Origin of the sequence: Rhizobium sp. YTUHZ045 (assembly GCF_051124255.1) — a bacterium.
In the GTDB taxonomy this organism is placed as follows: domain Bacteria; phylum Pseudomonadota; class Alphaproteobacteria; order Rhizobiales; family Rhizobiaceae; genus Rhizobium.
In genome coordinates, this window is record NZ_CP101432.1 from 2,058,790 (window position 1) to 2,076,930 (window position 18,141).

At 60.9% G+C, this 18,141-nt stretch carries 20 protein-coding genes; 9 read left to right on the plus strand and 11 right to left on the minus strand.

From position 1 onward, the window contains the following. Positions 1–27: 27 nt before the first annotated feature. Together NMA58_RS10480 and NMA58_RS10485 are read right to left on the minus strand one after the other, a co-directional pair. Positions 28–849, minus strand: a complete 822-nt coding sequence (locus NMA58_RS10480; RefSeq protein WP_434713253.1) for a sugar phosphate isomerase/epimerase family protein — start codon at positions 847–849, stop codon at positions 28–30. Then, positions 849–1,583 (minus strand): GntR family transcriptional regulator, encoded by a 735-nt coding sequence (locus tag NMA58_RS10485; protein WP_183700266.1) that lies wholly within the window; start codon positions 1,581–1,583, stop codon positions 849–851. The genes NMA58_RS10480 and NMA58_RS10485 overlap by 1 nt, the downstream gene beginning before the upstream one ends. Before the next feature lie 254 nt (positions 1,584–1,837). Between NMA58_RS10485 and NMA58_RS10490 the strand changes: the two genes are divergently transcribed. The 4 genes from NMA58_RS10490 to NMA58_RS10505 are packed head-to-tail and all read left to right on the plus strand — an operon-like array spanning position 1,838 to position 5,001. Further along, positions 1,838–2,731 carry a dioxygenase gene (locus tag NMA58_RS10490; protein WP_434713254.1) on the plus strand — a complete coding sequence of 298 codons (894 nt, stop codon included), beginning with the start codon at positions 1,838–1,840 and terminating at the stop codon, positions 2,729–2,731. 21 nt (positions 2,732–2,752) lie between these two features. After that, positions 2,753–3,535, plus strand: coding sequence for a 2-oxo-hept-4-ene-1,7-dioate hydratase (gene hpaH, locus NMA58_RS10495; RefSeq protein ID WP_434713255.1), 783 nt, complete (start codon positions 2,753–2,755; stop codon positions 3,533–3,535). A gap of 8 nt (positions 3,536–3,543) precedes the next feature. Further along, positions 3,544–4,308, plus strand: coding sequence for a 4-hydroxy-2-oxoheptanedioate aldolase (hpaI, locus tag NMA58_RS10500; RefSeq protein ID WP_434713256.1), 765 nt, complete (start codon positions 3,544–3,546; stop codon positions 4,306–4,308). A 12-nt stretch (positions 4,309–4,320) separates the two neighbouring features. Further along, complete coding sequence (locus NMA58_RS10505) at positions 4,321–5,001, plus strand: transporter substrate-binding domain-containing protein (protein ID WP_434713257.1); 681 nt, start codon at positions 4,321–4,323, stop codon at positions 4,999–5,001. Positions 5,002–5,091: 90 nt separating this feature from the next. Here NMA58_RS10505 and NMA58_RS10510 read toward each other — a convergent pair whose 3' ends face one another. Continuing rightward, positions 5,092–6,282 (minus strand): hypothetical protein, encoded by a 1,191-nt coding sequence (locus NMA58_RS10510; protein WP_434713258.1) that lies wholly within the window; start codon positions 6,280–6,282, stop codon positions 5,092–5,094. Between the two features lie 162 nt (positions 6,283–6,444). On the opposite strand from NMA58_RS10510, the gene NMA58_RS10515 reads away from it, so the two are divergent. The 5 genes from NMA58_RS10515 (at position 6,445) to NMA58_RS10535 (ending at position 10,337) form a co-directional block, all read left to right on the plus strand. Beyond that, positions 6,445–6,669, plus strand: a complete 225-nt coding sequence (locus NMA58_RS10515) for a hypothetical protein (protein WP_097599236.1) — start codon at positions 6,445–6,447, stop codon at positions 6,667–6,669. Positions 6,670–6,837: 168 nt separating this feature from the next. Then, entirely contained in the window at positions 6,838–7,173 is a 336-nt protein-coding gene (gene grxD, locus NMA58_RS10520) for a Grx4 family monothiol glutaredoxin (RefSeq protein ID WP_011425564.1), read from the plus strand. A 137-nt stretch (positions 7,174–7,310) separates the two neighbouring features. Beyond that, a complete protein-coding gene (locus NMA58_RS10525) occupies positions 7,311–8,516 on the plus strand; it encodes a multidrug effflux MFS transporter (RefSeq protein WP_434713407.1) in 1,206 nt (401 codons plus the stop codon). A gap of 35 nt (positions 8,517–8,551) precedes the next feature. Beyond that, positions 8,552–9,829, plus strand: coding sequence for a multidrug effflux MFS transporter (locus NMA58_RS10530; RefSeq protein WP_434713259.1), 1,278 nt, complete (start codon positions 8,552–8,554; stop codon positions 9,827–9,829). Positions 9,830–9,863: 34 nt separating this feature from the next. After that, a complete protein-coding gene (locus NMA58_RS10535) occupies positions 9,864–10,337 on the plus strand; it encodes a GNAT family N-acetyltransferase (RefSeq protein ID WP_434713260.1) in 474 nt (157 codons plus the stop codon). A 43-nt stretch (positions 10,338–10,380) separates the two neighbouring features. On the opposite strand, the gene NMA58_RS10540 is transcribed toward NMA58_RS10535, so the two are convergent. The 8 genes from NMA58_RS10540 to NMA58_RS10575 form a co-directional block, all read right to left on the minus strand. Next, positions 10,381–11,205: an inositol monophosphatase family protein gene (locus NMA58_RS10540; RefSeq protein WP_183700255.1), complete on the minus strand. Its 825-nt coding sequence runs from the start codon at positions 11,203–11,205 to the stop codon at positions 10,381–10,383. Between the two features lie 33 nt (positions 11,206–11,238). Next, positions 11,239–12,066, minus strand: coding sequence for an inositol monophosphatase family protein (locus NMA58_RS10545; RefSeq protein ID WP_434713262.1), 828 nt, complete (start codon positions 12,064–12,066; stop codon positions 11,239–11,241). 48 nt (positions 12,067–12,114) lie between these two features. After that, positions 12,115–12,987, minus strand: coding sequence for a tRNA 2-thiocytidine(32) synthetase TtcA (gene ttcA, locus NMA58_RS10550; protein ID WP_434713264.1), 873 nt, complete (start codon positions 12,985–12,987; stop codon positions 12,115–12,117). 58 nt (positions 12,988–13,045) lie between these two features. Continuing rightward, entirely contained in the window at positions 13,046–13,975 is a 930-nt protein-coding gene (locus NMA58_RS10555; RefSeq protein ID WP_183700249.1) for a glutaminase, read from the minus strand. A 69-nt stretch (positions 13,976–14,044) separates the two neighbouring features. Continuing rightward, positions 14,045–14,662, minus strand: a complete 618-nt coding sequence (rpsD, locus tag NMA58_RS10560; RefSeq protein WP_064685423.1) for a 30S ribosomal protein S4 — start codon at positions 14,660–14,662, stop codon at positions 14,045–14,047. A gap of 225 nt (positions 14,663–14,887) precedes the next feature. Further along, positions 14,888–16,399 (minus strand): helicase HerA domain-containing protein, encoded by a 1,512-nt coding sequence (locus tag NMA58_RS10565; RefSeq protein ID WP_434713265.1) that lies wholly within the window; start codon positions 16,397–16,399, stop codon positions 14,888–14,890. Positions 16,400–16,527: 128 nt separating this feature from the next. Beyond that, entirely contained in the window at positions 16,528–17,328 is an 801-nt protein-coding gene (gene murI / locus NMA58_RS10570; RefSeq protein WP_434713266.1) for a glutamate racemase, read from the minus strand. Then, on the minus strand, positions 17,309–18,139 hold the full coding sequence (locus NMA58_RS10575; RefSeq protein WP_434713267.1) for an RNA methyltransferase: 831 nt from the start codon (positions 18,137–18,139) through the stop codon (positions 17,309–17,311). Before NMA58_RS10575 ends, murI begins: the two co-directional genes overlap by 20 nt. Between the last annotated feature and the right edge of the window lie 2 nt (positions 18,140–18,141).

An 18,141-nucleotide genomic window follows, 5' to 3' on the forward strand; every position in this document is an offset into this window, starting at 1 on the left:
GGCGCGGCTCACCTTGCCGGCGCCGGATCAGCGATCCGACCCGAATAATTCTTCGGCCCTGTCGTACAGATGTTTCAAATGCGTCTCGGGCGCGGCAGACCCTGCGAGTGGGACTTCCACCGAGATCGCCGTGGAGCTATCGACCGCTGCAACAAGCTCCTTCAACGGCAATTCGCCCTCCCCCGGTGCGAACCGCCCGCCTCTAGCTTCAGTGATCATCTCCTCTGGTGTCACCGGCGCTGGCCCAGTGACATCGCACAACTGAACGTGCTTTACCCGGTCAATCTCGGTTCGGAGCGAGGCGAGCGTGTCGCCATTCCTGAAGAAATGTACTCCGTCGACGAGGGCGCCGGCATTGCGGGCGCCACTCGCCTTCACAAGGCCGACGCTGTCCTGGAAGGTTTTAATCACCCGCCAACCCATGTTCTCGATGTCGACAGCCAAGCCGTACCGGTCCGCAAGGCCGCAGAGATCCGAGAAGTTCGATACCAATCTGACCTGATCAGGATCATCTCCGCAGACACTGAGCCGGCGTGCTCCAATGTTCGCAGCCGCGGCGACTGTCGCCTCCATCGACGACGCGTCGAACGAGGGGTCGATTACGAAGAACTCGATATCGAAAACCTCGACGCCCTCACCGGCAAGCACGGATTTGAACTCGCCTGCAGCCGAACCACCGACAGGCAGCTCGTAGTAGGGCGCACCGGGGAACGCCGGATGCAGCCTGAGCCCGACCCTGGAGAACCCCGCACGCGCTGCGGCCTTCGCAAACTCCACGGGAGGCAGCAATATCGATGAGAAGTGCGCGACGCCAATCGGGGGCGCCGCTTTTGATGTTGCGGCGGCCATCACACGATTCCCTTCGTCGCGAGATGGTTGCGCAGATTGGTGCCGGTGCGATGAATGTGCTGGCGGAGCTTGTCGCAGGCATAGTCGACATCACGAGCGACTGCGCCCTGGGCAATCTCGCTATGCTCCTGCCCGACGTTGCGATCGCCCGACGTACGGATCAGGAAGACGCGGCGATATCGGTCGTTGAGATTGAGCAGAAGACTGCAGAAATGAAGTAGCAGAGGTTTCCCGCAGCCCGAGATCAGTGTCAGGTGGAACTCGCGGTGAAGCGCTTCCCAGTGCTCCAGCGTTTCGGGATGCGCGGCGTCGCGCTCCGTGCGGTTGAGACGATGAAGTGCACGCATGACGTTGCCCTCCCAATCGACGTCTCCGAGACGCATGGATTCACGCAGCGCGAACACTTCGAGTTCCTCGCGTAGGCTGGTGACCTCTTCGAGATTGGCCAGGGAGATCGGCGCGACGCGATAGCCTCTGTTGTCCTGAAATTCGACCAGACCGTCTGAAATGAGCCTGGCCAAGCCCTCCCGCAACGGGCTCAGACTGACGTTGAAAGTCTTCCGCGCCTTGTCGAGATTGATCTTGCTGCCCGCTTCCAGTTCACCGGAAATGATCGCCTCCCGAAGGCGCGATGCGAGCTGGCTGCCGATGGTGTTCTTGCCATCGTCGAGGAAGCCGGCTGACGGCGCGTCTTCTGTCAACGGCGCAAGAGAGCTGTCGTCGGCCGAGTTCATCCTTCCTCCCAAAGCAACCTGCCAAAGTTTCGATAATCGATATGATAAACGATTATTGATGTCAACTTGAATACGTCAGAAACCACTAGACGTCTACGTCAGCGCCCTAATCGAATCCTATTTATCTGTGTATTTCAGCATGTTCACTCGACATAAATCACGCACCCTCCCCTGCCGATAGTATTGAGCGCTCGGTCGTCGGTTGACAGATAATCGATTATTCTGATAGTCGAACCTCATTGGGAGGTAGCCCTATGGCAATTAGAACCGAAAGCGAGTTGACGCCTGCCGTTCTCGCCGTGATGAACCGCACCGCGGATCCACGACTCCGGGAGATACTCGTTGCAATGGTGAAGCACCTCCACGCATTCGTGCGGGAGGTCAGGCTGTCGGAAGTCGAGTTTCGCGAAGCGACCGCCATCCTCAACGAAATTGGGCAGTTGCAGACCGACAGCCACAATGAGTTCGTGCTCATGGCCGGATCGCTTGGCGTCTCGTCGCTCGTGTGCCTGCTCAACAACGGCGACAACGGGCAGACCGAGACGTCACAGTCGCTGCTCGGGCCCTTCTGGCGGCTCAACTCACCGCGGGTCGAGAACGGCGGAACCATCATCCGCTCGGAAACGCCGGGAACACCCCTGTTCGTCCACGCGAAGGTGGTTGATCGGGGAGGCAAGCCCGTCCAAGGCGCCGAGATCGACGTATGGCACGCCTCTCCTGTCGGCCTTTACGAAAACCAGGATCCTGATCAGGCGGAAATGAACCTGCGCGGCAAGTTCACCACAGATGACGAGGGTCGGTTCTGGTTTAGAACGGTCAAGATGGTGGGCTATCCCATCCCTGTCGACGGGGTCGTAAGTCGGCTTCTCCAAGCGCAAGGCCGCCACCCTTACCGACCGGCTCATCTGCACGCCCTGATCTTCAAAGAGGGATACAAAACCCTCATCTCCCAGGTCTTCGACCCGAGCGATCCGAACATTGATTCCGATGTGCAGTTCGGCGTCACCGCGGCTTTGACAGGCGACTTTGTCCGTCATGACGAGCCGCACCCATCCGACACGGACGTTACTGGCCCGTGGTTCTCGCTCGACTACACCTACGTCATGGAGCCGGGCGAGGCGATCCTGCCGCGTCCTCCGATCAAATAACGAAACCAGCAGAGCCACATCATGATTACGGAAAAGGAACGCCAGGCGGCAGCCGACGCACTGCTGAAGGCAGAAACCGAACGCAAACCCATCGTCCAGCCAAGCAGGACATATCCGAATTTGGAACTTGAAGACGCTTACAAGATCCAAGCACTCTGGGCGCAAGCCCGGATTGCAAAGGGCGCACGGATCGCGGGTCATAAGATCGGACTGACATCGCGGGCGATGCAGATGGCCTCGAAAATGACGGAGCCCGACTACGGCGTCATTCTCGACGACGCCCTTTTTAACGACGGAGCGCAGATCAAGGCGGAGCTCTTCATCAAGCCTCGCCTCGAAGTCGAACTTGCCTTCGTGATGGGTGAGGATCTCGAGGGACCGGGCACTCGGATCTATGATGTCATGCGCGCGACGGAGTTTGTCGTCCCCGCGCTTGAGATCATCGATTACCGAACGGAGGTGCCCAGAGCGATCACCGATACGATTGCCGACAACGCTGCTTTCGGAGCGATCGTCGTGGGCGGCCGCATCATCCGGCCAATGGATATCGACATCCGCTGGGTCGGCGCGACGCTTTCGAAAAACGGCATCATCGAGGAATCGGGTGTTTCAGCAGCTATCATGGGGCATCCGGCTGCCGGAATCGCCTGGCTTGTGAACAAGCTTCATGCCGTCGGAGCCGGGTTGAAGAAGGGCCAGATCGTTCTTGCAGGCTCGTTTACTCGCCCGGTGGACATCGCTAAAGGCGATGTCATCCAAGCCGACTATGGTCCGGTCGGCTCGATCGGCGTCTCGTTCGTGTGAGCGCTCCCATGGAACTTCCCATCAATCACTTCAAACGGAAATTGATAGCCGGTCAGAGCCAGATCGGTCTCTGGTGCGGCCTTCCCGGAAGCTACGCGGCGGAAATCGTCGCGCCGTCGGGCTTCGACTGGGTGCTGTTCGATACCGAACACTCTCCAAGCGACGTCCTTACTGTCCTACCGCAATTGCAGGCGGTCGCGCCTTACGACGTTTCCCCAGTCGTACGCCCGGCATTCAACGATCCCGTGCTGATCAAGCGCTTTCTGGACATCGGCGTCCAGACGCTCCTCATTCCCTATGTGCAGAACGAAGACGAAGCGAAGGCGGCGGTCGCCGCCATACGGTATCCGCCGCGCGGGATTCGCGGCGTCTCCGCCTTGACGCGCGCCACCCGCTTCGGGCGTGTGCCGAATTACGCGCGGATTGCCGAACAGGAGATCTGTCTGCTTCTGCAGATCGAGACCCGCGAGGCACTCGGTCGGCTAGAGGCCATCGCAGCGGTCGACGGCGTCGACGGCATTTTCATCGGCCCTGCTGATCTGGCGGCTAGCTTCGGCCATCCTGGACAACCGGGACACCCCGAGGTGGTCGCGGCGATCGAAGATGCGATCGGACGCCTGAAAGTTCTTGGAAAGCCGGCAGGCATCCTCACGCCGGACGAGACCTTCGCGGCCCGCTGCATTTCGCTCGGGACGTTGTTCACCGCCGTTGGCGTAGACGTCGCCCTCCTTGCAAGAGGATCGGAGGCGCTCGCAGCCCGGTTTGCATCTTAGGAGTTCGCGCCGATGTCGACGCGAGAGAAAGTTCTGTCCGAGATAGCCCCGGCGGGTGTAATCCGGGCCGCCGTCAACATGTCGAATGCAGCGCTGGTCCGTTGGGACGATCAGGCCGGCGCCTTGGTGGGTCCAAGCGCTCAGATCGGTCACAAAATTGCCGAGCAACTGGATCGCGGCCTGTCGCTGATCCAGTACGGCTCAGCCGCCGACATCCTCGCCGCTTCGGATCGCGGCGAGTGGGACATTGCTTTCATTGCCTCGGACCCCTCGAGAGCCGACCGGTTTTCCTTTTCACCTCCCTACATCTCCGTCAGAGCGACCTATTTGGTGCCGGAGGACTCAGCGTTTCGAACGGTCGGAGACGTCGATGCTGAAGGAGTGCGGATAGCCTCCGCAAGAAGCGCCGCCTATACGAAGCAGCTCGATCGTATTCTTGAAAAAGCCACTGTCTCGCATACTGACAGCCCGGCAGCGGCAATCGATCTTCTTGTCGGGTCGCAGTGCGACGCGGCTGCAGGATTGACCGAATTCCTCGTTCAGAGTTCGGAGCGAATTTCCGGCTTCCGGCTGGTAGAGGGAGCGTTCTCTGAAATTCCCCAGACGATCGCCGTCCACCGAAGAGCCATTCATGCCTCAGCCTTCTTTGCGGATTTCGTACACCGTCTGAATGCAAGCGCTGGAGCGCCGTAACGTAACGTCCTCGGCTCTTGGACGCGTGCTGGCTGTGGCGGGATCAGATCGGCAATATCGTAACCAGCCAACAGCGCTGGAGGCCAGCCTTCAAGCCGGCAGCTTATTCTGTTCCGGAGAGGCAAAGACAGAGGCCGGCATCGGTCCTGACGTCATCAGGGTGAAATCAAAGGACGCCTTGAGATCTGGGCCTAGCACATATTGCCGATGGACCCGCAGCTGGTCCTTGCGGATCTTCCGGTAATGTTCGCCCGTCAGCATCTGCTTGACGCGGATAAGAAGGATCTTTGCCGGCGGCGCATCTGCATGGCCGGAGACGGCCACAACCGGCACCTTGTAGAAGTTGATCGAATCCGTCAGGCATTGCACGTCAAGCCAGAAGATCTCCGGACAGCGGGCGATGAGGCCAACGCGAGCGCGAAGCAGGCTTGCCGATGACAGCAGGGCGCATTGCAGAATGGCGCTGCCGAGTGTGGCAAACACGACGCGCCTGCCCTTGAAGATCTCCGGCTCCCTTTCAAGCAATATGCCGATCACATGGGCGGCGACGCTCGATCCCATGCTATGCGAGGAGATCACGTACTCGTCCGCCTCCTCGGCGAGCGCCTTGCGCACCGCGGTCGCCCGCTCTTCCAGCCAGTCGTTGAAGTCGACCCGATCCATACGGCCGAGCGCCACTGCCATTTCCCAATCGGCAAAAAGATGCAGCGTATGGAAACGCTCGGAAAAAGGCAGGAAGGCGAAGATGAAGAAGCAAAGCGCCAGTGGCCCGCTCCAGAGCACATGCCAGGCGGAGAAGCCGAGACTATAGGGCAGGATAACGATCTCTGGCGTCAGCGCGATTGCCAGCGCCGTCAGCAGGAATGGAAAGAGGAAGAACAGGCCAAAACGCCACGCATGCCTGAAATATCCCCGCATGCCACCTTCCAGCATGATCTCGGCGCAGCTTCGAAAGCCTGCAATGATCCGGCTCAGCGTATTGCGGCTGCGCAGCCCGCGCACGAGCATGTCGTGATCAACCATGTGGATCCGGCTCTTCGTCCGCCAGCCGGCGGAACCGGTCTCGGCCGCAGGCGCCGTTTCGCGCACTTCTGCGCTGCCCGTCGTGACCTCGAAGCAGAGAGGATCGCTTCCCGCCTCCGGCGCGCCGGTTTCGACCGAGTAGCCCCAGACGGCAGCACTCTGTCTGGCTGAGCGTTCGTACCGTGCCCTGTGGGCAAGCCCGTCGAGCGGCTCGAAGCCTGGGAAATGAAGGACGACCCGCTTCTTTATCAATTTCATTTCACTGTTCCGCCCGGCCAAAGACCGGTCTGTTGCAGCGATCCGGCTGCCGGTCACTGATATCGCCAAAAAGCAGGCATGATCTCAAAGGCGCCTTGCTAACCGAACTCTTCTGGAATTCAATAGCAGCCACGTTGTTTTCGCGGCGAATGGAGGGGTTTTGTGGCTGATCTTGTCAAAGAATTGATATCGGGCGTCGTCGATAGCGTTCTGAAGGAAATTCTGAAGAAAACCACCGGCCGCGTCACGACGAAGCGCAGGAGGCGCAAGGCGCGCCCTGCCGCGACCACGACGGCTGCCCGCAAGGCGCCCAAGCGCAAGCCGGCCCGCAAGCAGATCAGCAAGCGCAGAACCGCCGCCGGCCGCAGCCGTCAGCGTCGCGTCTGAGACACGCGGCAACACTTCGGCCGTAACGCGACGGCAACAATCCCGAAGTGGTCTCACCACATTGGTTTTTTTGGATCGGGCGGCTGGAATTCCTGTTGTCACATGCTATCTAAGGAAAACGATTGAAACGGCGGGCCTTTAACTCGCCTGTTGAAAGGATCAGATCCCATGAGCGGCATTCACGAATTCATCGACAACGAAATCAAGAGCAACGACGTCGTCCTCTTCATGAAGGGCACGCCGCAGTTTCCGCAGTGCGGGTTCTCCGGCCAGGTCGTGCAGATTCTCGATTACATCGGCGTCGACTACAAGGGCATCAATGTGCTCGCCGATTCGGAAATCCGCCAAGGCATCAAGGATTATTCCAACTGGCCGACGATTCCGCAGCTTTACATAAAGGGCGAGTTCATCGGCGGCTGCGACATCGTGCGGGAAATGTTCCAGGCCGGTGAACTGCAGCAGCATCTCCAGGAAAACGGCGTCACCGTTCGCGGCGCCGCCTGACCGGTCACCGGACGTCCGCCCGGTTTCCAAATCTGTTTCTCGAGTCCGAGGCGCTGCGGTGAGCAGCGCCTTGGCCTGTTTATGGGAATTTCATTGTGACAGATTCATCACAAGCCGTGTCCGCGGGCCGCCTGCCCATGGGCAAGCGTGAGTTCATCGCGCTTGCCGCCTTCCTGATGGCCATCAACTCGCTTGCCATAGACATCATGCTCCCGGCGCTGCAGCAGATCGGCGCGAGCCTCGGAGTCGAGAGCGAGAATCACCGGCAATTCGTCGTCTCCTCCTATCTGCTCGGTTTCGGCTGCGCCCAGCTTTTCTACGGTCCGCTCTCCGACCGCTTCGGCCGCCGCACGCCGCTGCTGATCGGCCTCGTAGTCTATATCACGTCCGCCATCGGAATCGTTTTCGTTCCCTCCTTCGCAGGCCTGCTGGTGCTGCGCTTCATCCAGGGCGTCGGCTCGGCCGCCACCCGCGTCATCACCATCTCCATCGTCCGCGACATCTATGGCGGCCGACAGATGGCCGAGGTCATGTCGCTCATCATGATGGTCTTCATGATCGTGCCGGTGATTGCGCCCGGCACCGGCCAGGTCGTCATGTTCTTCGGCAACTGGCACCTGATCTTCCTCTTCATCGCCACAATGGCGACGGCGATCGGCGTCTGGGCCTATGTCCGCCTGCCGGAAACCCTGCATCCACGGAATGTCCGCCCCTTCACCGCCCGCTCGATCTTCGGCGCCTTTAAGCTGGTGCTGACCAACCGCGTGGCGCTCTGCTATACCATCGCCAGCACCTTCATCTTCGGTGCGCTGTTCGGCTTCATCAACTCCGCCCAGCAGATCTATGTCGGCATCTACGGCCTCGGCGTGTATTTCCCGTTCGCCTTTGCCGGCGTGGCGATCTTCATGTCGCTGTCGTCCTTCTTCAATTCCCGTTTTGTCGGCAAGCTCGGCATGCGCCGCCTGTCACACGGCTCGCTCATCGGCTTCATCGCCATCAACACCATCTGGCTGATCGTCCAGATGGCAAGCTCCGAGCCGATGCCTTTTGCACTGTTCATCTCCTTCTTCGGGCTTGCCATGTTCCAGTTCGGCTGGATCGGCTCGAACTTCAATTCGCTGGCCATGGAGCCGCTGGGACACGTCGCCGGCACCGCTTCCTCCGTTCTCGGCTTCATGAGCACGGTTGGCGGCGCCCTTATCGGCGCCGGCATCGGCCAGGCTTTCGACGGCACGGCACTGCCGATGGTCGCCGGTTATTTCATCGTCTCGATCATCGGCCTTATCTTCGTGCTGATCGCCGAGAAGGGCCGGCTCTTCCATCAGCATAATCCGGCCGTTTGAACGGCCGGTCCCTTCCGCATCCAGGATTTCACCGCATGACGCCGCACAAACCGCACCAGGAAAACCAGGGGTCCCGCCGCATCGGCATGGGCTTCGGCGAATTCGTCGTCACCATCGCCGTCATGACCGCCAGCATTGCCATGGCGATCGACAGCATGCTGCCGGCATTGCCCAATATCGGCCATTCACTCGGCGTCACCAACACCAACGACGCCCAGCTCATCATCGGCGTGTTCTTCCTCGGCTTCGGCGTCTCGCAGATATTCTTCGGCAGCCTTTCAGACACGTTCGGCCGCCGCAATATCCTGCTCGGCGGCCTCGCCTGCTATGTGGTCGCAATGTTTGCCGCTGCCGCAACCGGTAGCTTCGAAATGCTGCTCCTCATGCGCTTCATTCAGGGCGTGGGCGGCGCGGCCGTGCGCATCACCACCATGGCCATCGTCCGCGACTGCTTCGGCGGCCGCGAAATGGCCCGCGTTATGTCCTATGTCATGATCGTCTTCATGATCGTGCCGATCGTTGCTCCTTCGGTCGGCCAGCTCATCATCCTCTATGCCAACTGGCACTGGATCTTCATCCTGCTCGGCGCCGTCGCCAGCATCCTGTTCGTCTGGGCTCTTCTGCGGCTGAAGGAATCGCTTCCCCCGGCAGAACGCCTGCCTTTGTCGGTCGGCTCCGTCGCGGACGGCTTCAAGACCGTGCTCACCAACCGCATCACCTGCGGCTACATGATCGGTCTGACCATGTTCACCGGCGTCATCAGCGCCTATGTGATTTCCGTGCAGCAGGTTTTCGGCGAAGTCTATGGCCTTGGGGATTGGCTGCCGATTGCCTTTGCGGCGACCGCCGGCGGCATTGCCGTCGCCAATTTCGCCAACGGCTTCTTCGTCCGCAAATTCGGCATGCGTCGGATCTCGCACGCAGCGCTGCTGATCTTCACGGCGCTGTCAGCACTCGGCTTCGTCACCGCGTTGGCGGGCAAGCCGGATTTCGCCACCGCCTACAGCATCTTCACAATTGTTCTGATGATGTTTGCGGTGATCGCCACCAATTTCACCGCCATCAGCCTTGAGCCGATGGGCAATCTCGCCGGAACGGCGACCGCCATCACCGGCTTTGTCTCGACGACCTTCGGCGCCATCCTCGGCGGTCTGGTCGGGCAGATGTTCAACGGCACGGTGCAGCCACTCTTCGGCGGATTCGCGCTGTTCGGTCTGCTGACGATCGCAGCCACGCTGTGGGCTGAGAATGGCAAGCTCTTCACCCATCCGGGCGACAGTCCGCAACTCGATCCGGGCGCCGCCCATTTCTGAGGCAGGTGAACCCGGTCAATTCAAGGCATCCTCGATGGACGAACGAATTCTGATCAGGCCTTATGCGCCAAGTGACGTGGACGCCACGATCGAGATATTTCTGCGCTCCATTCGGGAGATCTCGTCAAAGGACTATTCCGCCGCCGAGATCGAAGCTTGGGCAGAGGTGGAGGATCGCCGCTCGTGGGCGGAACGAAGGATGAACAGGCCGGCCTGGATGGCAGAGATTGCCGGAAACCGCGTGGGTTTTTCGGATCTCACCAGCGACGGGTGCCTCGACATGATGTTCGTGCACCCTGGCTATCAAGGGATCGGCGTAGCAACCCGCCTATTGGGCAGAGTCGAAGAAGAGGCTCTCACGCTAGGGTTTCGCCGAATATATACAGAAGCAAGCAGAACTGCTCGCCCGTTTTTTGAACGCAAAGGATTTCGCGTGATAACCCGGCAAATCGTCAAAAAGCGCGGACAGGACCTGGAAAACTTTTTGATGGAAAAATTCTGCACCTGAATTGTCAATTTGCGACCGGCTTGCGACGGCCGGTCGCATAGGTTTAGACGGTAACGACCTCACGCCGCAGCGTGTCCCAGGATGCCTTGTCGGGCGCAATCAGCAGTCCGCCGTCGAGATGCTGCGGCAGGTAGGGCGAGCCATCGAAGCGGGCGGCATAGGCGCCGGCCTCCTGCGAGATCAGCGTGCCGGCAAGATGATCCCAAGGCATCAGCTTGTTGTACATCAGGTAATGGACGTGCCCGCCGGCAAGAGTGCGGTATTCGTGGGCAGCACAGCGGTAGTTGGTGAGAAACCGCACTTTGGCGAGATTGCCAAGCACCTCGGCGCGCTTCTCCACCGGCAGGTAGCCGGTCGAAGCCATGCCGACCATCTGGTCGAGGGCAACAGGCTCGGCTGCACGCAATCGCTGCGCCTCGCCATCCGGCCTGCGCAGCCAGGCGCCGCCGCCCTTCTCCGCCATCACCCAATCATCGCCCATCGGGTCGTAGATCATGCCGGCAATGGTTTCGCCGCCTGATATGACCGAAGCCATGACACCGAAGGCCGGGATGCCGGCGGCGAAGTTGAACGTTCCGTCCACCGGATCGACCACGATCGCGAAATCGGCATCGGCAAGCCTCCCAAGCAGCGCCGGATCGGCCGCGACCGACTCTTCCCCGAGGAACAGCGCGTCCGGCCAGAGCTGTTGCGCTTCCGCCTTGATCATCCGCTCGGCCCGCTCGTCGGCCTCGGTGACAAGATCGGTCGCCTCGCTCTTGGCACGCACCTCGTCCCGGCCGAGCCGGCGGAAACGCGGCAGGATCTCGGCCTTTGCCGCGCGGCGCAAGAGATCGGCAAGAACAGTCACGTCAATACTGGTTGTCATATCAAATCCTCTCACTGCGGCCGAAGCCTCAACTCAGATGCCGACGATTTCGCGCCGGATCAGCTGCCAGCTTTCTTCATCAGGCGCCGAGATGATGCCGCCGACTGTCTCGCCCGGACGATAGGGCGTGCCATCGAATTTCGCCGTGTGGCCGCCCGCCTCCTGGTGCGCGAGCACGCCGGCCAGGTGGTCCCAGGGCATCAGCTTCGCATGCCCGATGAAGTGCATCTTGCCGGACGCGACCATCCAATATTCGTAGGCTGAGCAGTTGAAGGCGAAGGTCATCCGCGCCTTTGCCATGTTGGCGCAGATGCGCGAGCGATCGGGCTCTTCCATATGGCCCCACGACATGCCGCCCACCATCTGGTTCAAGGCGGCAGGCTCAGCCACCTTCAGCCTGCTCGATTGTCCATCCTGGCGAACCAGAAAGGCGCCCGCCCTCTTGATCGCCGTCACCGTGTCGCCAAGAGCGGGATCGTGAATGATGCCGGCGACGGTCTCGCCCCTGACGGTAACCGCAAGCATCGTTCCGAAAACGGGAAGCCCGGCAGCGAAATTGAACGTGCCGTCGACGGGATCGATGACAAAGGCAAGCTCGGCATCGGCAAGCGCCGGCACCACCGATCTGTCGGCGTCATAGGCTTCCTCGCCGACGACAAGCGCTGAGGGAAAGCGCTCTTTCAGGGCCGCGGTGATGCGGTGTTCGGCAAGCAGATCCGCCTGCGTCACCAGATCGGTTGCCGAGGTCTTTTCAGAAACATCCGTATCGCCGAGGTTGCGAAAGCGCGGCATGATTTCCGCGCGCGCCGCCTCCCTCACGCATTCGCCGAGAAAGAGAATATCCTGATCTGAAATAGTCATGCGAATTGCTGTCCTTCATGCAAAGAGCCAGCCTGCTTAGCCGGCCTTTCATGAAGGATCGGTGACACCAAGGCTGGAAAAGTCGAAGAGTTTCGGATCGAGCAGATGCGACGGATTCACATGCGAAAGCGCCCGCAGCATCGTGTCCTTGCGTCCAGGCATGCGCCGTTCGATATCGGCGAGCATGTCCTTCATCGCATTGCGCTGCAGCCCGTCCTGGGAGCCGCAGAGATCGCAGGGGATGATCGGGAACTGCATGGCGACGGCAAACCTGGCAAGATCGTCCTCGGCGGCATAGGCGAGCGGCCGAAGCACCATCAGGTCACCCTCGTCGTTCAGAAGTTTTGCCGGCATCGAGGCAAGCCGCCCGCCGTGGAAGAAATTCATGAAGAAGGTTTCGAGAATGTCCTCACGGTGATGGCCGAGCACCAAGGCGTCGCAGCCCTCCTCCCGCGCGATGCGGTAGAGATTGCCGCGCCGCAGCCGCGAACAGAGCGAGCAATATGTGGCGCCTTCGGGCACCTTCTCCTTCACGATAGAATAGGTGTCGCGATATTCGATGCGATGCCGGACGCCGATCTTCGTCAGATAATCCGGCAGCACATGCTTTGGAAAGTTGGGCTGTCCCTGGTCGAGATTGCAGGCGACGAGCTCGACGGGCAGCAGCCCGCGCCATTTGAGATCAAGCAGCAGCGCCAAGAGACCGTAGGAATCCTTGCCGCCGGAAAGGCCGACAAGCCAGCGCTTCTGCCCCTTCAGCATGTCGAAGTCATCGAAAGCCTGACGTACTTGCCTGAGCAGGCGCTTGCGCAGCTTGTTGAAGGAGACCGAACGTGGCGCATCGGCAAAGAGTGCAGGGCCGGCGCCGTCGTCGATTTCGCCAGTCCCCGGATCATCAGCGATGTTGGCTGCGATATTCATTGCTCCGTCCTATCGAAAGTCTGCCTGCCTTAGCAGAAAGTCATCCGGCAACACAGTCTCAATCGCCGAAAACCGACCAGCCGGTGCGGGCCGCAAGCATCTCAAGCGCCACGGCGCCAAGCTGTGAATTGCCGACCTTGTTCAGCCCCGGCGACCATACCGCGATCGAGGCGATGCCGGGCGCCACCGCAAAAATGCCGCCACCGACGCCGCTCTTGCCGGGCAGGCCGACATGATAAGCAAAGTCGCCCGAGCCGTCATAATGGCCGCAGGTCAGCATCAGCGCATTGATGCGCCGCGCCCGCTTCGGCGAGACCACGGAGTGACCGGTCATCGGATTGCTGCCGCGCGCCGCCAGGAACAGCCCCGCCCGCGCCAGTTGCTCGCAGCTCATCGACAGAGCGCATTGATGGAAATAGACGCCGAGCACGTGGTCGACGGGATGGTCGAGATTGCGATAGGCGCGCATAAAATTGGCAAGCGCCACGTTGCGGTATCCGGTCTGCGTCTCCGACCGCGCAACCTTGTCATCGATGGTGATCGACTCGTCATCGGCAAGATAACGCACGAAACGCAGCAGCTCGCCGATCGCCTCGCGCGGCGCATGGCCGGCCATGACGACGTCGGTGACGGCGATCGCGCCGGCATTGATGAAGGGATTGCGGGGGATGCCGCTCTCATGTTCGAGCTGCACGATCGAATTGAAGGCCGATCCCGATGGTTCGCGCCCGACGCGCTTCCACAGGCCCTCCCCCACCTTGCCGAGCGCCAAGGTCAGCATGAAGACCTTGGAGATGCTCTGGATCGAGAAGGAGATGTCTGCATCGCCGACACGAAAGACCTGGCCGTCGACGGTGACGATCGCCATGCCGAAGTGCCGTGGATCGACCTTGGCAAGCTCGGGAATATAGTCGGCGACCTTGCCCTCGCCGATGCGCGGCAGGATATCGCTGTAGATGCTATCAAGGGTCGCCTGCAAATCCGCCATCGCTTCTCTCCGGATAACAAAAAAGCCGCCCGAAAGAGCGGCTTTTCCATATGCGAAACGCCTGGTTTTTTAACGCGAATAGAATTCGACGACCAGATGCGGTTCCATGACGACCGGGAACGGAACGTCGCTGAGCGTCGGAACGCGGCCGTAAGTGGCGACCATCTTGTTGTGATCGACTTCGATATAGTCGGGCACGTCACGCTCGGCGAGGCTGACGGCTTCCAGAACAGTCACCAGCTGCTTCGACTTTTCGCGAACTTCGATGACGTCGCCGGCCTTGCAGCGGTAGGAGCCGATGTTGACGCGCACGCCGTTGACGGTCACGTGGCCATGGTTGACGAACTGACGGGCAGCAAAGACCGTTGGAACGAACTTGGCGCGATAGACGATCGCGTCGAGGCGGGATTCCAGCAGACCGATCAGGTTTTCCGAGGTGTCGCCCTTGCGGCGGGCGGCTTCGGCGAAGATCGCGCGGAACTGCTTCTCGCGCAGGTCACCGTAGTAACCCTTGAGCTTCTGCTTGGCGCGCAGCTGCACACCGAAGTCCGACAGCTTGCCCTTGCGGCGCTGGCCGTGCTGGCCCGGGCCGTATTCGCGGCGGTTCACCGGGGACTTCGGACGACCCCAGATGTTTTCGCCCATACGGCGGTCAATTTTATACTTGGACGATTCGCGCTTGCTCATCGTATTTCCTTTCAAAGGTTTATCCCGGCTTGCTGCCAAACCGCGCGAAGGAAACACGCCCTCCTCTGACCTCTTCCGAGGCCTGACAGGATGTTTCGGTTACGCGAACAGAAACGATCCACGGGACATGTCAAATGAAACACCGGACATTGCTGCCCGGTGCTTGGGGCGGTCTTTAGAGGCCCGTCATGAAAATGTCAACAGCGCCGAAGCGCAATAAGGCTACTATTCCGCAGCCAGAGGCTGATCGCCCGTATCCGGCGCGTTTGCGTCGCCAGGTGCCGTCTGGCAGTTCATGTCGGGGAAAGCGACGATGCGCTTGCCGGAAAAATCCGTATGCACGACGACGATGCCCTGCTCCTCGAAATAGCCGAGCAAACGGCGGGCGCGGCGTGCGGAATGGGTGCCATAGGCGCGGGCGATGCGTGCGTCCGACGGGCACGGCTCATCGCAGACCGCGGCCTTGGCGAGCATCAGGAAGACGCCCTGCAGGTCGTCGGTGACTCGCGCCGATAGCGACAGTGCCGTTGCCCAGGCCTCCGTTCCGGCCGTCGCCGCATCGACTCCGGAGCGGGAGATCGCCACGCGCCTTCGAAAATCCGGCAGCGCGATCGGCGGTCCTGGAACACGACGCATGCGCAGCCGGACGAGAAAATCCTGGTAGAGTACGGAGTCGGTGCGAAAGCCGGATGCGGGATCGTCAAGAATTTCGGCAAGCACGCCGGCCAGGCGCTCCTCCCGTTCCTCGGGGGAGATCTCCACCTGGCTCGCCCTCGCCTCCACCGGTGCTGGGGATGCGGCCGGCGTCGAGCGCGAGAGTTCCGCCAGGATATCGGTCGTGGGCCGCGGCGCCGGCGGCGCGCGACGCATGATCGGGCGCTGAAATTCCTCCGGGTCGGGTGTGAAGATCAGCTCTTCCACATCCTGCGGCGCATCGGGCAACGGCATCAGCTTGGGGCTCGATGAGCGCGCCGAGGTCTCCACCGCGCCGATCTGGATCGGCAGCGGCCGGCGCGACAGGGCCGGCCCGAGGGCGACGAAATTGCCGCGCTTCAGATCCCGGAACATTTCCGCCTGGCGCCGGTCCATGCCGAGCAGGTCGGCTGCGCGCGCCATGTCGATATCGAGGAAGGTGCGGCCCATCAGGAAGTTTGAGGCTTCCGCCGCGACGTTCTTTGCGAGCTTCGCAAGCCGCTGCGTGGCGATGACGCCGGCAAGCCCGCGCTTGCGGCCGCGGCACATCAGATTGGTCATCGCGCCCAAAGACATCTTGCGCGCATCTTCCGAAACATCGCCGCCGACGGACGGCGCAAACATCTGCGCCTCGTCCACGACGACGAGGACGGGATACCAATATTCGCGATCGGCATCGAACATGCCGTTGAGGAAGGCAGCGGCAGCTCGCATCTGCTGCTCGATATCCAGGCCTTCGAGCGTCAGAACGCAGGAAACGCGATGCTGGCGGATGCGGTTGGCGATGCCTGCCAGTTCCGCCTCGGTGCGTTCGCCGTCAACGACGATATGACCGAACCTGTCTGAAAGCGTGACGAAATCACCCTCGGGATCGATGATGACCTGCTGCACCCATTGGGCGGATTGCTCGAGCAGGCGGCGCAGGAGATGCGATTTGCCGGAGCCTGAATTGCCTTGCACGAGCAGACGGGTCGCCAGCAGCTCCTCGATATCGAGCGTCGCCGGAGCGCCGGACGCCAATCCCATATCGATGCCAACCTGCAATGCTGATCCTCGCGGCGAAGAGACTCACATGAATGAAGTGCCATTCTTCCGAAACGGCAGCGCCCCGTCTATCAAAGAATCTGCTGATTTTCAGGGCCGGATTTTGCCAACCCACAGGACAATTCCGCTCATGCCCTCAAGCCGAATCCCTGCATCAGCCGCCGCGTGGCAAAATCGGGATTGCCTGATGTGAAGAGTGCAAAGTCGAAATTGTCCGGATGCACGGCATCGGCAACCAGCGGCACCAGCGTGCGGGCGCGCCGCGCGATTGCCTCGGCCGGATCGAGCCAGTCGACCGGCCAGGGTGCAAGCCGGCGGAAGAGATTTGCCATGAAGGGATAGTGCGTGCAGGCAAGCACCACGATATCGGTCTTGTGACCCTCTTTCTCGACGAAGCACTGGTCGATCTCGGCGAGCACGGCCTCGTCGGATACGGCTTCGCCGCGAATATAGGCTTCGGCCATGCGGGCAAGGTTTTCCGAGCCGACAAGACGCACATGACATTGCTGCGCGAAGGACTGAATGAGGTCGCGCGTATAGGCTCGCTTCACGGTACCCGGGGTTGCCAGCACCGAGACCAGGCCCGAACGCGTCCGCTCCGCCGCCGGTTTGATCGCCGGTACGGTGCCGACGAAGGTCATCTGAGGAAAGGCCGCGCGCAGTTCGGCGCCGACGAGCGTGAAGGCGGTGTTGCAGGCTATAATGCAGACTTCGGGATCGTGCTCCTGAAGCAGCTTGCCGAAGAGCCCGATGATGCGCTCCTTCAGCGCCTGTTCTTCCCAACCACCATAGGGAAAGCCGGCATCGTCGGCGACATAGATGAAGCCGCGCTCCGGCATCAACACACGCGCCTCGCGCAGCACGGTCAGCCCGCCTATGCCTGAATCGAAGACCAGGACGGGTTTCAGCTCATTGATCGGCGCTGTCATCGGTTGGCGCTTCCTTGCCGGATCTGGTGGAACCGCCTTTGCGCGGACTGTTTCGCGAAAAGCGATCGAGGGAGGAGATGACGCCGCGCAGCACGCTGATTTCCTGTTCGGTGAAGGCACGGCGGGAGAGAACAGCGCGGAGGTTGTCGACCATTTTCGGCTTTTTCGAGGGCGGATGGAAATAGTTGCGTGAATCGAGCGCTTCTTCCAGCTGCTCGAACAGGCCGAAGAGCTGCTCCTTGGTGGAAGGCCGCTGCTCGAGCGCCTGGAACGGCACCGCTTCCAGATCTTCCATGCCGGATTTCATCCATTCATAAGACATCAGAAGCACGGCCTGAGCGATATTCAGCGAGGCGAAGGCGGGGTTGACCGGGAAGGTCACGATCTCGTCGGCCAACGCCACTTCCTCATTGGTCAGCCCCCAACGCTCGCGGCCGAAGAGAATACCCGTTGCCTCGCCTGCCCGGAACCTTGTGCGCAGGGTCTGCGCGGCAAAGACCGGGGAGCGCACCGGCTTATAGTTGTCGCGGCTGCGCGCCGTCGTCGCATACACGAAATTGAGGTCGGCGATCGCTTGCTCCAGCGTGTCATAGACCTTCGTCGCTTCTATCACGTGATCGGCCTTGGAGGCAGTCGCCTGCGCCTTCTCATTTGGCCAGCCGTCGCGCGGATTGACGAGGCGCAGTTCCGCCAGGCCGAAGTTCGCCATGGCACGCGCCACCATGCCGATATTTTCGCCCATCTGCGGCTCGACCAGAATGATGGCCGGTCCCTCGGCCAAAAGTTGACGCTCGCTGTTCGTGCCTGCCATGC

Bases quoted from the DNA above. Each gene is read 5' to 3' on its own strand.
- NMA58_RS10480 (WP_434713253.1), bottom strand. From the start codon at position 849: ATGGCCGCCGCAACATCAAAAGCGGCGCCCCCGATTGGCGTCGCGCAC.
- NMA58_RS10485 (WP_183700266.1), bottom strand. From the start codon at position 1,583: ATGAACTCGGCCGACGACAGCTCTCTTGCGCCGTTGACAGAAGACGCG.
- NMA58_RS10490 (WP_434713254.1), top strand. From the start codon at position 1,838: ATGGCAATTAGAACCGAAAGCGAGTTGACGCCTGCCGTTCTCGCCGTG.
- hpaH (WP_434713255.1), top strand. From the start codon at position 2,753: ATGATTACGGAAAAGGAACGCCAGGCGGCAGCCGACGCACTGCTGAAG.
- hpaI (WP_434713256.1), top strand. From the start codon at position 3,544: ATGGAACTTCCCATCAATCACTTCAAACGGAAATTGATAGCCGGTCAG.
- NMA58_RS10505 (WP_434713257.1), top strand. From the start codon at position 4,321: ATGTCGACGCGAGAGAAAGTTCTGTCCGAGATAGCCCCGGCGGGTGTA.
- NMA58_RS10510 (WP_434713258.1), bottom strand. From the start codon at position 6,282: ATGAAATTGATAAAGAAGCGGGTCGTCCTTCATTTCCCAGGCTTCGAG.
- grxD (WP_011425564.1), top strand. From the start codon at position 6,838: ATGAGCGGCATTCACGAATTCATCGACAACGAAATCAAGAGCAACGAC.
- NMA58_RS10525 (WP_434713407.1), top strand. From the start codon at position 7,311: ATGGGCAAGCGTGAGTTCATCGCGCTTGCCGCCTTCCTGATGGCCATC.
- NMA58_RS10530 (WP_434713259.1), top strand. From the start codon at position 8,552: ATGACGCCGCACAAACCGCACCAGGAAAACCAGGGGTCCCGCCGCATC.
- NMA58_RS10535 (WP_434713260.1), top strand. From the start codon at position 9,864: ATGGACGAACGAATTCTGATCAGGCCTTATGCGCCAAGTGACGTGGAC.
- NMA58_RS10540 (WP_183700255.1), bottom strand. From the start codon at position 11,205: ATGACAACCAGTATTGACGTGACTGTTCTTGCCGATCTCTTGCGCCGC.
- NMA58_RS10545 (WP_434713262.1), bottom strand. From the start codon at position 12,066: ATGACTATTTCAGATCAGGATATTCTCTTTCTCGGCGAATGCGTGAGG.
- ttcA (WP_434713264.1), bottom strand. From the start codon at position 12,987: ATGAATATCGCAGCCAACATCGCTGATGATCCGGGGACTGGCGAAATC.
- NMA58_RS10555 (WP_183700249.1), bottom strand. From the start codon at position 13,975: ATGGCGGATTTGCAGGCGACCCTTGATAGCATCTACAGCGATATCCTG.
- rpsD (WP_064685423.1), bottom strand. From the start codon at position 14,662: ATGAGCAAGCGCGAATCGTCCAAGTATAAAATTGACCGCCGTATGGGC.
- murI (WP_434713266.1), bottom strand. From the start codon at position 17,328: ATGACAGCGCCGATCAATGAGCTGAAACCCGTCCTGGTCTTCGATTCA.
- NMA58_RS10575 (WP_434713267.1), bottom strand. From the start codon at position 18,139: ATGGCAGGCACGAACAGCGAGCGTCAACTTTTGGCCGAGGGACCGGCC.